11 protein-coding genes and 1 pseudogene are annotated in these 13,803 nt (G+C 75.4%); 5 read left to right on the forward strand and 7 right to left on the reverse strand.

Annotation, left to right across the window (positions count from 1 at the left end; genetic code table 11):
• Together C593_RS0127560 and C593_RS0127565 are read right to left on the reverse strand one after the other, a co-directional pair.
• Positions 1 to 882, reverse strand: a pseudogene (locus tag C593_RS0127560) (DUF1996 domain-containing protein); the annotation flags it as partial.
• A 244-nt stretch (positions 883 to 1,126) separates the two neighbouring features.
• Entirely contained in the window at positions 1,127 to 1,954 is an 828-nt protein-coding gene (locus tag C593_RS0127565; RefSeq protein WP_486591198.1) for a S1 family peptidase, read from the reverse strand.
• Between the two features lie 297 nt (positions 1,955 to 2,251).
• Between C593_RS0127565 and C593_RS33480 the strand changes: the two genes are divergently transcribed.
• On the forward strand, positions 2,252 to 2,401 hold the full coding sequence (locus C593_RS33480) for a hypothetical protein (RefSeq protein ID WP_018850560.1): 150 nt from the start codon (positions 2,252 to 2,254) through the stop codon (positions 2,399 to 2,401).
• Positions 2,402 to 2,459: 58 nt separating this feature from the next.
• On the forward strand, positions 2,460 to 3,014 hold the full coding sequence (locus C593_RS30675; protein ID WP_018850561.1) for a hypothetical protein: 555 nt from the start codon (positions 2,460 to 2,462) through the stop codon (positions 3,012 to 3,014).
• A 122-nt stretch (positions 3,015 to 3,136) separates the two neighbouring features.
• On the opposite strand, the gene C593_RS30680 is transcribed toward C593_RS30675, so the two are convergent.
• Positions 3,137 to 3,895, reverse strand: a complete 759-nt coding sequence (locus C593_RS30680; protein WP_018850562.1) for a lysophospholipid acyltransferase family protein — start codon at positions 3,893 to 3,895, stop codon at positions 3,137 to 3,139.
• A gap of 283 nt (positions 3,896 to 4,178) precedes the next feature.
• Between C593_RS30680 and C593_RS0127585 the strand changes: the two genes are divergently transcribed.
• The 3 genes from C593_RS0127585 to C593_RS0127595 are packed head-to-tail and all read left to right on the forward strand — an operon-like array spanning position 4,179 to position 6,456.
• A complete protein-coding gene (locus tag C593_RS0127585; protein WP_018850563.1) occupies positions 4,179 to 4,907 on the forward strand; it encodes a ribonuclease H family protein in 729 nt (242 codons plus the stop codon).
• 51 nt (positions 4,908 to 4,958) lie between these two features.
• The gene (locus C593_RS0127590) at positions 4,959 to 6,110 is read left to right on the forward strand and encodes an AI-2E family transporter (protein WP_018850564.1); all 1,152 of its coding nucleotides are present in this window, start codon (positions 4,959 to 4,961) and stop codon (positions 6,108 to 6,110) included.
• A 49-nt stretch (positions 6,111 to 6,159) separates the two neighbouring features.
• The gene (locus C593_RS0127595) at positions 6,160 to 6,456 is read left to right on the forward strand and encodes a YkvA family protein (RefSeq protein WP_018850565.1); all 297 of its coding nucleotides are present in this window, start codon (positions 6,160 to 6,162) and stop codon (positions 6,454 to 6,456) included.
• 40 nt (positions 6,457 to 6,496) lie between these two features.
• Here the strand turns inward: C593_RS0127595 and C593_RS0127600 are convergent, their stop codons facing one another.
• The 4 genes from C593_RS0127600 to C593_RS0127615 all read right to left on the reverse strand — a co-directional run bounded on the left by C593_RS0127600 (position 6,497) and on the right by C593_RS0127615 (position 13,803).
• Positions 6,497 to 8,440, reverse strand: a complete 1,944-nt coding sequence (locus C593_RS0127600) for a glycoside hydrolase family 15 protein (protein WP_051093827.1) — start codon at positions 8,438 to 8,440, stop codon at positions 6,497 to 6,499.
• 297 nt (positions 8,441 to 8,737) lie between these two features.
• The gene (locus tag C593_RS0127605) at positions 8,738 to 8,938 is read right to left on the reverse strand and encodes a cold shock domain-containing protein (protein WP_018850567.1); all 201 of its coding nucleotides are present in this window, start codon (positions 8,936 to 8,938) and stop codon (positions 8,738 to 8,740) included.
• Between the two features lie 154 nt (positions 8,939 to 9,092).
• Entirely contained in the window at positions 9,093 to 11,951 is a 2,859-nt protein-coding gene (locus tag C593_RS0127610) for a condensation domain-containing protein (protein WP_020610409.1), read from the reverse strand.
• Positions 11,941 to 13,803 carry a non-ribosomal peptide synthetase gene (locus tag C593_RS0127615; RefSeq protein ID WP_018850568.1) on the reverse strand — a complete coding sequence of 621 codons (1,863 nt, stop codon included), beginning with the start codon at positions 13,801 to 13,803 and terminating at the stop codon, positions 11,941 to 11,943. Before C593_RS0127615 ends, C593_RS0127610 begins: the two co-directional genes overlap by 11 nt.

The raw sequence follows: 13,803 nt of genomic DNA on the forward strand, positions 1-13,803 counted from the left end.
CAGGACGGGCCAGTAGTAGGTGGAGCGGTCGCCCTGGTTGCGGCAGGTGGTGGCGCCGTTGGCGAGGTCGTCGTCGCTGGCGAAGGCGTCGTTGGCCTGGTTGCCGATGTAGTCGTGCATGTGGTGGGCGCCGTTGGCGACGCCGGGGGCGACGATGACGTTGTCGGGGTTGAAGAGGCCGCCTGCGTTGACGCCGCAGTCGGTGGTGAAGGTGCCGCGGGAGGCGCCGCGCTTCTGGCGGGGCTGGGAGACGTTGGGCTGGACGTCCTGGATGTTCACGAAGTCGCCCGCGACGGGGCCGTTGCCGGCCTGCCCGCCGAACCCGCCACCGTCCTGGCCGTCGCCGTTGTCACCGCCCTGGTCACCACCGCCGTTCCGGCCACCGCCCTCCTCAGCGGTGTCGTCGGCCTGCAGGGTGCAGGGGGCCAGCGCCTCCAGGCCCTCGGGGCGCTCCCCGCTCACCCGGCCGATGGCGAGGGCGATCCGGTCGAGGACGGCGACCCGCTTGTCCTTCAGCGGGTTCAGGATCGCGTTGGCGGCGAAGTCCGGGTCCTGGGCGATCTTCTCCCGTTCCGCGGCGAAACGCTGGTACGCCTCGGTGATCTGGGTGTCCAGCGTGGCCAGTTCCCGGTCCACCTCCGGCCGCGCGGCCTGAGGCACCTCCGGCAGTCCGTTCGCCGCCTCCGGGCACTTGATCGTGCTCGCGGCCGGACCGCTGCGCGTCTGCGCCGCGGAGTCCCCGCCGGGCCAGGGGCCCTGCCCCTCACCCGCGGCCGCGTAGGTGTTCACGGCGACCAGCCCGGCTCCGCCCAGGATGAGGGCGATCGACGCGGCGGCCAGCCGGCTGCCCCGCCTCGAACGTCTTCGCACTGCCTGTCCCATGGGAATCCCTTGCTCTCCTGCCCGTCGGGCGCGCGCCCGCGCCCGGCCGACGGCCCGGCGCGCTGCTCCATACGGATGCGGAGCGCGTCGCGTTCAACCCGTCCGTCACATCCGTTTCGCCACCGGACCCGGGCAGGGCCGCCCCAACGGCCCGCGGGCCGCCCCCGGAAGGTTCCGGGAACGGCCCGCGGCCCTGTCGCGCGCGCGATCCGCCCGCGGTGTGTACGCGGTGCGTACGCTGGGATCAGCGGCCCAGCAGCCGCTTGATGCGCTTGCCCTCACGGGACTCGGAGAGCGTCTTCCACACCTTGTCCGAGCTGGTCGACACGTACACTCCCGGCGCGCCCTGCTCGGCACAGCCCTCGCCGTACGACACGACGCCGATCTGGTACGTACGGCCCGAGACCTTGCGGAACAGCGGCCCGCCGCTGTCGCCCTGGCAGGAGTCCTTGCCCTCCACGCCCGCGCAGATGTTGACGGCCCTGTCGTAGCCGCGGTAAGTGGCCCTGCACTCCGGGTGGGACAGCAGGGGCACGTCCACCCCGCGCAGCCGGTCCGGGTAGCGCGGGACCTCCGTGTTCACATTGCCCCAGCCGATGACCGTGGCCTTCGCGCCCGGGCGCAGCAGCGCGTCCGTGCCCTGGGTGGGCAGCTTGACGGCGGCCGTGCCCTTGACGGGCTTGGTCAGTTCGATCAGTGCCAGGTCGTACGCCTCCTTGCCCTTCAGGTACCGCGGGTGCGAGACGATGCTGAGCACGTTGCGCAGCTGACCCTGCTTCTTGCTGGACAGCACCGTGCGGCCGACCGTCACCTCCAGGTCCTTGGCCTTGACCCCGGTCACGCAGTGCGCGGCCGTGAGGATCACGGTGTCGGCTATCAGACTGCCGCCGCAGAACTGGCGCTTGACCGGGTTCTCCTTGCCCTTGGTGAGCAGTGCCGCCATCCACGGATGGGCGCCGGTGGCCTGCTCCTTGCCGCCGATGACGCGGACACCGGGCTTGGCCCGGTCGTCCTTCGGGGCGGCCTGCGCGGTGCCGGCCGTGACCGCGGTCGCCGTGAGGGCGAGAGTCACGGCGGACACGGTGCCCAGCGCCGCGACGCGAACCGTTCCGGACCGGAACGGGGATACCTTCATGGGGGGTTGTCTCCGCTTCTCGTATCGGTTGCCGGTGCCCGCCGCCGGTTCGGCGGGCGGGGACCGGCATCTGCCGTCAAGCCAGACCGCCAAATCCGCTCCGGGGTTCATTCCCCGGCGGTACTTCCCGCAGGCGGAACCGCGCGAGGGCGGGCGAGTTGGGCGGCGGGACCGGGGTACACGCACCGGCACAGCCCACCGCGGGAGTGCATCCCGGAGCACGAGGAGTCCAAGATGTCCCGTCTGATGGCACGGATCAAGGCGTTCAGCCGCAGCCCCCAGGGCCGGCGGACCATCGACGCGGCCCGCCGTGCGGCCGCCGACCCGCGCCGCCGCACCCAGGCCCGCGGCCTGCTGCACCGCCTGCGGGGCCGCCGCCGCTGAGGCACGGGCCGCCCCGCCGGGGGTTAGGGCGGCCCGCCCCCGGGGCACAGTGTGCTGCGTGACGCACCAGGAACCGCACCAGGAACCGCAAGACCAGGAACCGCATCAGGAACCAGACCGGGAACCGCATCGGGAGCGGGGCCGCGAGGACGACGGGCCCGACCGCTCCCACCGCCGCCCCGAGGGCGTCGACGACCGTACGGTGGAGGCCCTCGGTGCCCTGTCCAAGGCGCTGGAGACCACCGAACGGGCCCGCGGCCACCTCTACTCGTTCCACCAGCTGACCGGCACCGCCGACCTGGAGCTGGACCGGGCCGTGGAACTCCTGCGCGCCGCCGGGCACGACCGGTGGGCCGACCGGGTCCAGCGCGAGATCCTGGGCCGCAACGTGATCCCCGGCCGCTGGACCTTCCAGCTTGTCGAGGAGTACAACGCCACCTACTACGAGCCGTTCCGGACGCTCGAACGGGCGGCCCTGGCCGAGCTGGCGGACGGCCGGGACCACCTCTACGAGGCCCGGATGAAGGAGGCCCGCCGCACGCACGGCCACCCCGACCACAGCGCCCGCCCCGGCAGCGGCCCGGACACGCCCGGCAGCCCCGGCGCCGGCTGATCAGCCCCGCCGGCCGCCACACACGCGGCAGCCCCGGCCGGCGCACCGCCTCGCCGGACCTGTCCACGTTGCTGGGCCCGTCCGGCTCCCGCGACCTGTCCACCTCGCCGGACCTCCCCGGCTCAGCGGACCTGCCCGGCCCGTTCGGCCGGCGCCGCACCATCCGCCGCGGGCGCCGGAGCCGGCACCCCGCCGCCGCAGCGGCCCACCGCGACGCGCCACGCCGCCGTGACCGCCTCCCGCGCCCGGGCCGTGGCCGTCCCCAGCTCCCCCGCGCCCGGCGCGGCCCCGCCCGCGGACGCCGGGCCTGCCGGGAACAGGTCCACCGGGCGGCCGACGTGCACATGGAGCCTGGGCCGCCGCAGCGGCGCGGTGAGCGCCCCGGCCAGCTGCTTGCCCGCGCCACCCGAGGTGAGCCGGCGCGCGCCCGCCTGACCCACCGGCACGACCGGCGCGCCGGTGAGCGCCGCGAGGCGGGCGAGACCGCTGCGGAAGTTCTCCGGGGCCCGCTCGCCGGCGCCCCGCCGGCGGGGGAGGCCCCCTTCGGGGTAGAGAAGCACCGTCCGGCCCTGCTCCAGCGCGGCCGCAGCCAGCCCGAGCGCCTCTGCGGCCCGGCTGCCGCCCCGGTACACCGGGATGTGCCCCTCGCGCCGCAGCGCGGGACCGAGCACCGGCACCCGCCACAGCCCCGCGGCCGCCAGCACCACCGGCTCGGCGCCGAGCCGCCGCAGCGCGGCGACGACCACGGCCGGGTCCGCCAGGGCCGTGTGGTTCGCGGCGAGAATGCTGCCGGGTGCGACCTCCCGCCCGCCGTCCCAGGTCACGGAGAGTTCGCCCGAGGCACGGACGAGGACATCGGCGAGGCGGCTGAGGGCGGACACGGGCGTCTCCTGGCGGTGTGCGGCGACGGCGGCCGGTGACCGCGGTCGGTGTGGGGTGACGGTGAGGGTCGGTGTCGGTGGAGCTCGGAGTTGGTGAAGTGCCGCCATCCTCGGCCCGTTTGCACCGCGCCCGCCTGAGCACCCCGACTCACCCGGCCCGCGCCGCCGTACTCACCCGCCCTGCGCCCGGACCGGTCCGCACCTGCGCACGCGCGCGGTGCGCGCACCGGCCGCCGCCGCCCCGGCGGCCCTCGCACCTGCCCGGACATGACAGCATCGGGGCATGGTGCAACGGATGATCGCCGCGTGCGACGGCGCGTCGAAGGGAAATCCCGGGCCCGCCGCCTGGGCGTGGGTGGTCGCCGGCGCGGACGGACGCGTCGCGACCTGGCAGGCGGGCCCGCTGGGACGCGCGACCAACAACGTGGCCGAACTGACCGCGCTGCGCGAACTCCTGGAGTCGGTCGAGGAGACCGAACCGCTGGAGGTCCGCATGGACTCCCAGTACGCGATGAAGGCCGTCACCACCTGGCTCCCCGGCTGGCGCCGCAGGGGCTGGAAGACGGCCTCCGGCTCGCCCGTCGCCAACCGCGATCTGGTGGTGGCGATCGACGGCCTCCTCGCCGGACGCGATGTGCGGTTCGTCTACACGCCCGCCCACCAGGTCGACGGCGACCCGCTGAACGCCGCCGCGGACGCCGCGGCCAGTGCCGCCGCCCGGACCCAGGAGGCGGCCGGTTCCGACCGGGGCTCCGTACTGCCCCCGCCCGAGGCGCCCACCCGGTCCGGTCCCGCCCGCGGCGGCACCGGCGGCACGGCAGGCACCCGCCGCCCCGGCGGCGGGACACCGCGTGCCCGCTCCGGCAAGGGGACTTCCCCAGGAGCCTCGGTGAAGGCGAAGTTCCCCGGCCGCTGCCGCTGCGGCCGCCCCTACGCGCAGGGCGAGACGATCACCAGGAACACCGACGGCTGGGGCCACCCCGCCTGCGCCGGCGCACCCGCCGGAAGCTGAGCCGGAGCCGGGCGGGAAGGCCGCCCGGCCCGCGCCCTTAGGGTGATCCCCATGTCTGCCGTGCTCAGCTCCACCAGGACCCGTGCCGCGCTCCGCTCGTCGGCGCGCACTTCCGTCCAGTTGCTCGCCGTCCTCGTGATGACCTGGGTGACCCTGTGGGTCCTCGGCCGGATGTGGCCGGTCGTCTGGCCGCTCATAGTGGGCCTGTTCCTCACCACCCTGACCTGGCCCGCCGCCCGCTTCCTGCGCCGCCGCGGCTGGCGTCCCGCCCTGGCCGCCACCGTGGTCACCACGGGCTTCCTGCTCCTCGTCGGCGGGATCGCGGCCATCATCGCCGTGCCCGTCGCCTCCCAGTCCGGTGAGCTGGCCGACGGCGTCGCCGAGGGCGTGCAGCGGCTGCGGGACTGGGCGGCGGGCCCGCCGCTGAACATCGGCGAGGACCAGATCTCCGGTGCCTTCGACTCCGCGACCGCCCGCATCCAGGACAGCCTCGGCAGCATGGTCACCGCCGTCGTCACCGGCGTCGGCACCGTGGTCAACGGGGTCGTCACCGCCGTCCTCGCCCTCTTCCTGATGTTCTTCTTCCTCAAGGACGGGCCCCGGTTCCTGCCCTGGCTGACCCGCCAGCTCCCCGGCCGGATGGCCGTCCATGTGCCGGCCGTCGCGGAACGCGGCTGGGAGACCCTCGGCTCGTTCGTCCGCTCCCAGGCCTTCGTCGGACTCCTCGACGCCGTCTTCATCGGCCTCGGCCTCTGGATCCTGGACGTCCCCCTGGTGCTGCCGCTCGCCGTGCTGACCTTCGTCTCCGCGTTCGTGCCCATCGTCGGCGCCCTGTTCGCCGGCTTCGTGGCCGTGCTCATCGCCCTGGTGTCGAACGGGCTCACGGACGCGCTGATCGTGCTGGCCCTCATCATCGTGGTCCAGCAGCTGGAGGGGAACATCTTCCAGCCGATGATCCAGAGCCGCGGCCTCGGGCTCCACGCGGCCGTGGTCCTGCTCGCCGTGACCCTGGGCGGCAGCCTCGCCGGTGTCGTGGGCAGTCTCCTCGCGGTGCCCGCCGCCGCCCTGATCGCGGTCGCCTGGAACTACACCCGCGAGCAGCTCAGCGACCCGCCGGCCCTGGAACCGTCCCCCGGCCCGGACGGCGAACCCGGCTCCGAGCCGGACCCCGCACCGGGCCCGGGGGCCGCCGTCCCCGCGTGACCGGCCCCGTACGGGCGATCCGCCGCCGGAGACTGGGTACAGGAACGGCATGGACCATGTGCCCTGGCTTCTCGTGGCCGCCGCCCTGCTCGCCCTCCTGGCGGCGGTCTACGCGGCCGTCCTCCTCGTCCGGGTCTTCCGCGCCCGCAGGCTGCTCCTCGACGCGGGCGTCCCGCTGCAGAGCAAGGCCCTGTTCTGGGCCGCCGTCGTCTACACGATCTCGCCGGTCGACCTGATCCCGGACCCGGTCTACCTCGACGACATCGGCGTCCTGCTGCTCGCCCTGCGCGCCCTCCACTCCGCGGCCGCGTCCGCGGACAGGACGGGCCGGGGCAGCCCGCCCTGACGCGGCGCTGCCCCGGCCGGACCGGCGACCGGTGACCGGCTCAGCCCATCGCCCGGTCGAGGTTGACCGCCGCGCTGATCAGCGCCAGATGGGTGAACGCCTGCGGGAAGTTGCCCAGTTGCTCACCCGTGACACCGATCTGCTCCGCGTACTGGCCGACATGGTTGGCATAGGTGAACGTCTTCTCCAGGGCGAGCCGGGCGTCCTCGATCCGCCCGGTGCGGGTCAGCGCCTCCACCCACCAGAAGGAACAGATGGAGAAGGTCCCCTCGGTGCCGTCCAGGCCGTCCCCGGAGACGGACGCGTCGTAGCGGAACACCAGGGAGTCGGTCACCAGGCCCCGGCCGATCGCGCGCATCGTCGAACGGAACCGCTCCTCCTGCGGAGAGCAGAACTTCACCATCGGCATCACCAGCAGCGAGGCGTCGCGGATCTCCGGCGGCTGTTCGCCGGGCGCGTCCGAGAGGCGCTGCACAAAGCTGCCGAGCCGCTCGTTCCAGCCCTCCGTCATCACCTGCCGGTAGATGTCGTCGCGCACCGACGTCCAGCGGGCCAGATCGCCCGGCAGACCCCGCTGGCGCGCCATCCGGACCATCCGCTCGACCGCGACCCAGCACATCACCCGCGAGTAGGTGTGGCGTCTGCGCCCCGCGCGGGTCTCCCAGATCGACTCGTCCGTCCGGTCCCAGTTGCCGAGCAGCCACTCCAGCACGCCCGACAGGTCCGACCAGGTGTCCCAGGTGATGCCGTCGCCGTACTTGTTGAACAGATAGACGGAGTCCACGAGTTCGCCGTAGACGTCCAGCTGGAGCTGGCCGGCGGCGGAGTTGCCGATGCGCACGGGGGAGGAGCCGCAGTAGCCCTCCAGATGGCGCAGCTCCTCCTCGGGGAGGTCCGCGTGGCCGTCGATCGAGTACAGCACCCGCAGCGGCCCGGTGCCCCGGTCGCCCCCGCCGCTGGTGCCGTCGTCGTCGCTGCCGCCGTCACTGTGGCGCACGCAGCGGGCGAGCCAGCCGACGAACGCCGCGGCCTCCTCCGTGAACCCGAGGCGCAGCAGCGCGTAGAGGGAGAAGGCCGCGTCCCGGATCCAGACGTAGCGGTAGTCCCAGTTGCGGCTGCCGCCCAGCTCCTCGGGGAGGCCGACGGTGGGCGCGGCGACGATCGCGCCGGTGGGCTCGTGGGTCAGCAGCTTCAGGGTGAGCGCCGAGCGGTGCACCGTCTCGCGCCACCGGCCGGTGTACGAGGACCGGCCGAGCCATTTCCGCCAGAACGACACGGTGGACCGGAAGAGCTGCTCGGCGGCCTCCGCCGACAGCTCCTCGCCCGGGCAGCCGCTGCCCGGTTCACGGGTCTCCAGCACGAACAGCGCGCTCTCGCCCTCCGTGAGCAGGAACTCCGCCCCCGCGTCGATCCCCTCCGCCCCGGTCCGCTCCAGCGGGACGCCGCTGTGCACACTGACCACCAGCCGGTCGGTCAGGAACTCGGCGACGTGCTCGCGCAGGCTCAGCTCGTGGCGGGCACGCCCGTAGTCCATGCGCGGGGCGACGACCGTCCGCATCCGCATCCGGCCGCGGACGGCGACCACCCGGCGCACCAGCCGCTGCCGGTGCCCCGGGTCGTGCGGGCGCAGCACCGGCATGAAGTCCTGCACTTCCACGATGCCGTCGGCGGTCAGCATCCGGGTGATGAGGATGTTGGTGTCCGGGAAGTAGAACTGCTGGCGGGACGCGGTCCGGCAGAGCGGTTCCAGATGCCAGCAGCCGCCCTTCTCCGCGTCCAGGAGGGAGCCGAAGACGCTCGGAGAGTCGAAGCGCGGGGCGCAGAACCAGTCGACGCGCCCGTCGGTGCCGACGAGGGCGGCGGTGCGCAGATCGCCGATGAGGCCGTGCTCGGCGATCGGCAGATAGCGCGGCGGCGCCTCCCGGTCCGGCCCGGCGCCGCCCCGGGGACGGGTGCGGTCGTCGTCGCGCGCGTCGGATGCCATGAAGTCGCCCACTCTCGTACCGGTCCGGCGCGGTCATCGTGTGCGGGCCCGCGCCGCCCGCCAACACGCCTCGCCGGGATTCCCCCGTACGCCGCAACGCGGGGCCGGGCACCGGTGCCGTACGCCCGGCCCGGCCGTGGGGACGTGAACGCCGTGGGGACGACGTGAACTCCGTGGGCACGGGACGGGCCGTCGGCACGGCAGCGCCTGTGGGCACGGGACGGCCCGTGGGCACGGGGCGGGCCGTGGGGCCCGGCACGGGTGTGCCGGGCCCCACGGCCCCGGTGGGCGCGCCCCTCAGGCGCGGACGATGTTCTCCGCCTGCGGGCCCTTGGGGCCCTGGGACACGTCGAAGGTGACGGTCTCTCCCTCGGCCAGCTCGCGGTAGCCGTTCCCGGAGATGTTGCTGTAGTGCGCGAAGACGTCCGGACCGCCGTCCTGGGCGATGAATCCGTAGCCCTTCTCGGCGTTGAACCACTTCACGGTGCCGCTGGCCATGGTGCTGTTCCTTCGTTCTTGCCGGGGTGCCCGGCAGGGGATGCGATACGGGCCGGTGCCACGTGGCCCGGCACACGGTCTACCCGCTTTTCGTCCGGCTCTCACACCCCGGACACCGGCCTGAAGGGTGAACCCGAAGGCCCCACGGGTGAACTCAGCGGCCCGCGGGCGACGCCATGGCCGCCAGCGCCGTGCGCCAGTCCTCACCCGGCCGGGGGCGCAGCTCCGGCGCGAGCCGGTCGGCCCGGTAGCGCCAGGGGTGGTCCAGGTCCCGGGGCACGTCGTCGGCCTCGACGACCCCGCCCCCGGTGCCCAGCAGGTCCGTCAGCCCGGTCGCGAAGTCGAGCCAGGACACATGCCCCCCGACCGCGTTGGCCACCCCGTGCACCGGGGCTTCCAGGCAGGACACCACGGACCGGGCCAGGGCGGCCGCGTGCACCCACGGCGCCCCGTACCAGGACCGGCCGCCCGCACCCGCACGCGGCACCGCCACCGGCTTCCCCTCCGCCGCCGCCTGGTACAGCGACCCGGTCGCCCCCCAGCGCAGCTGCTCCCGGAACCGGTCGTGGGGGCCCCACACCAGCGGGGAGCGGACCGCGCTCGCCCCGCCCCGCCCGCCGGCACCGGCCGCGCGCAGTAGCACCGCCTCGCACTCCCGCTTCGCCCGCCCGTACGGGCTCAGCGGCTCCACCGACGGGTCCTCCTCCCCGACCTCCGCGCCCGCCGGACGCCCGTACGCGTCCGTGCTGCTGACGAAGACGAACGGCCCCCGCCGCCACGCCCCGGCCATGGCCTCCACCGCCGCCCGGTCCACCTCGTGACGGGTGAAGGTGCACGCCGCGTGGACGACCGCGTCCGCGTCCCGCACCGCCGCCCGCAGCCCGTCGAGATCGGCGAGGTCGCCCTCCACGACGTCCACGCCCTCCGCGCCGGCCAGATGCGCCGACTCCGGCCGGGCCAGCGCCAGCACCGGGCGGCCCCGCGCCACCAGCTCGCGCACCACGAACGCACCCACCCCGCCGGTCGCGCCGGTGACCAGCACCGTGCCCTCACGGGAGCGCCGCGCCCGGCCCGCAGCCGGGGACGCCTTCGCCGCCGCCCGCTCCGCCTCCCGGGCGTCCAGCAGGGCGGTGATCGCCCGGGGTGTGCGCGCCTGGAGGATGTCCAGACCGGTCAGCGGCAGCCGCACCGCCGCCCGCAGCCGCTCGGCCAGCTGCACCGCGATCAGTGAGTGGCCCCCGAGCGCGAAGAAGTCGTCGTCCGGACCCGGCACACGCCCCAGCAGCTCACGAAAACCCCCGGTCACCGCTTCGGCCCGCGGCCCCTCGGGAGCCGGCGCGGCCGGCAGGCCCGGCAGCGCGGACACCACGGGGGAGCCGTCTTCCGTACGCGGCAGCGCGTCCAGCAGCGTCACCGCCGCGGGCACCTGCGCGGCCGGCACCCGGCCGCGCAGGTAGGACCGCAGCTCGGCGGGCGGGGGACCGGACACACCCCGCGGCACCGCGTACCCCAGCAGCGGCCCGCCCTCGGGCGCGACCACGGCCGCGTCCGCGAGCCCCGGGTGCGACCGCAGCGCCGCCTCCGCCGGATGCACCTCCCGGCCGCCCGAAGGCGTCGCGTCCGGCAGCCGGGACAGCGGCAGCGAGGGATCGGCCGCCACCGCCGCCAGCAGCGCGGCGTGCGCCTCGGCCAGGGCGGTGCCCGTCTCCTCGTCCAGCGCCGCACCCGCGTGCTGCACCAGCGCGGCGGGCCGGGCCGTGTCCAGCAGACCGAACGACAGGTCGAACTTGGCCGCACCCGCCGGGACATCCACGTACTCCCCGGTGGTGCCCGGCAGCCGCAGGGCGGCCGGCTCGCCGAGGACGTCGGCCGTCACCCGGACCAGCGCCGTCCCGTCCGCGCCCCGGGCGGCCGCCCCCAGCCGCTCCAGAACCAGGTCGAACGGGACCTCGCCGTGCTCCTGGGCCGCCAGCTGGGCGTCCCGGACCCGGTCCAGCAGGACGCCGAACGCCGGATCACCCGAAAGGTCCACCCGCACGGGCAGGGTGTTGACGCACAGTCCGACCAGCCCGCGCATCGCGCTGCCCCGGCGGTGTGTGCCCGCCACACCGATCACGAGGTCGTCGGCGCCGGTCAGCCGGTGCAGCGAGGCGAACGCGGCCGCCAGGGCGACCGTGAACGGGGTGCAGCGGTGCCGGGTGCCCAGCTCCCGCAGAGCGGCGGGCAGTTCCGGCGGCAGCGAGCGGGTGAGGGTCACGTTCCCGTCCGACCCCTCACCGGCCGGACGCGGCAGGGGCACGGGCGCCGCACCGGTCAGCCGGTCCGCCCAGTGCCGCAGTCCCTCCTCGAAGCCGCCCAGACCGGCGTGCTCCCGCCGCGCGTGGTCCGCGTACTGCGGCGGCTCCGCCGGCAGCCCCGCCTCACCCCCGCCCACGGCCGCCGCGTACAGGGCGGCCAGCTCCGCCGCCACCGTCTCCAGGGACCCGCCGTCGACCGTGATGTGATGGAAGGTCACCAGCACGGTGTGGTCCCGCTCGCCGTGCCGCAGCACCAGCAGCCGGGGCAGCGCCCCCGCCGCCAGGTCGAACGGCCGCCCCGCCTCCTCGGCCAGCAGGGCCGGAGCCTCCCGCGCATCGCAGGACCGGACCACCGGCGCGATCCGGCCCGGCGCCGGCAGGACCTCCTGGAACGGCTCCCCGTCCTCCTGCCCGAACCGCGTCCGCAACGCCCCGTGCCGTCCGACCAGCACGCCCAGCGCCGTGCCCAGCGCCTCCGGATCCAGCTCGCCCCGGACCCGGGTCGCGAACGGGACGCTGTAGGAGTCGCCGGCCCCGCCGAGCCGGTCCAGCAGCCACATCCGGCGCTGGGCCCGGGACAGCGGAGCCCTCTGGTTCTCCGCGCTCTCCCGGCGCGGGGACGCCCCGGGCGCAGGGCGGCCCGGGGCACGGGCGCGGGCCCGGCGCAGCAGCTCCTCCTGGAGGGCCTGCGCCGAAGGGGTGGTGTCAGCGGCCATGGGTCGTCGCCTCCGCGGTCTCGGGGTGCAGATCGGTGTGCGCGGCGAGCAGGGCGCGCTCGACCAGGGCGGCATGGGCGGCCACGGTCGGTTCGGCGAAGAAGTCGGCGAGAGCCACCTCCACCCCCAGCTCCTCGCGCAGGTCGTCGGTGACCACCAGCGCCAGCAGCGAATGCCCGCCCAGGGCGAGGAAGTCGGCGTCCGCGCGGGTCACCTCGGAGCCGAGTGCCCGCCCCCACACCTCGGCCACCGCCTGCTGGAGCGGCGTGAGCGGCTCCGCCGGGGCACCGTCCCCGCCGCCCGGCAGCAGTTCACCCAGCCGGCGGCGGTCCACCTTGCCCGAGGTGGTGAGCGGCAGCCGCTCCACCACCGTCAGTTCGTCCGGCACCAGATGCGCCGGCAGCGTGAGCGCCAGCCGCTCCCGCAGCGCCTGGCCGCGCGGAACGGGACCGGGCGCGGCGACCACGTACCCCACCAGGCGCACATCACCCGGACCGGGCCGGTGCACGGTCACCGCCGCGTCGTCCACCCCGTCCAGCCCGCGCAGCGCGTGCTCCACCTCGCCCGGCTCGATGCGGTGGCCCCGCACCTTGACCTGGTCGTCGGTGCGGCCGTGGAAGTGCAGCAGCCCGTCCCTGCCGAGGGACACCACATCACCCGTGCGGTACAGCCGCCCCGCGCCCGGCCGTTCGGCGAACCGTTCGGCGGTCAGCTCCGGACGGCCCACGTACCCGTGCGCCAGCCGGCTCCCGCCGATCCACAGCTCACCGCGCTCCCCGTCCGCCACGGGCCGGCCCTCGGCGTCCAGGACGTGCGGCACCGCGCCCGCGACCGGACGGCCGATCGGCACCTGGCCGTCGCAGTCCGCGTCGGTCACCCGGTGGGCGGTCGCGAAGGTCGTCGCCTCCGTCGGGCCGTAGCCGTTGACCAGCTCCAGCCAGGGGAACGCCCGCAGCACCTCCCGCGCGGGCTGCGCCGCCAGCGCCTCCCCGCCCACGACGACACTCCGCAGCACCGAGAACACCCGGGAACGGCGCGCCGCGAGCTGGTGGAACAGGGCCGTGGTGAAGAAGGCGACGGTCACACCGTGCCGCTCCACATGCCGTGCCAGGTCCTCGAAGGAGGGCCGCTCCACCGTGCACACCACCACGGCCGCCCCGTTGGCCAGCGCGCCCCACACCTCGAAGGTGGACGCGTCGAAGGTCGCGGGGGAGTGGAACAGCACCCGGTCCCGGGCGGTCACCGTGACGTACTCCGGGTCCGTGAGCAGTTCCGCGATCGCCCGGTGCGGCACGGCCACACCCTTCGGACGGCCCGTGGATCCGGAGGTGAACATCACGAACGCGGTCGCGTCGGGGGAGAGTTCCGCCGCGGGCGTCTCCATCCCCGCGAGCGGTTCGTGCCGGGGCAGGGACAGTGCCGGGCCGTCCGGGCCGGCCGACTCCAGCAGCTTGGCGTCGCCGACGGTGAGCCGGACGCCCGCGTCGGCGGCCATCGCCCCGGTCCGCGGCCGCGGATGCGCCGGGTCCAGGGGCACGCACACCGCGCCCGCCCACCACAGGGCGAGCTGGGCGACGACCGCACCCGAGCAGCGGGGCATCAGCAGCCCGACCGGATCCCCAGGGGCGACACCGTGCTCCCGCAGATGACCGGCGAGGGTGCTCGCGGCGGAGACCAGCTGGGCGTAGGTGAGGGTGGTGTCGCCGTCGACGACGGCCAGGGCGTGCGGGGTGCGCGCGGCGTGCCGGGCCACCAGGCCGGGCAGCGTACGCGACGGCATGCCCCCGTCCGGCCCGGAGGCGGGCGCGGAGGCCGGGCGGGCGGGTGCGGGACGCGGGTCGAGGACGGTCAT

It is taken from the genome of Streptomyces sp. CNT372 (genome assembly GCF_000377145.1).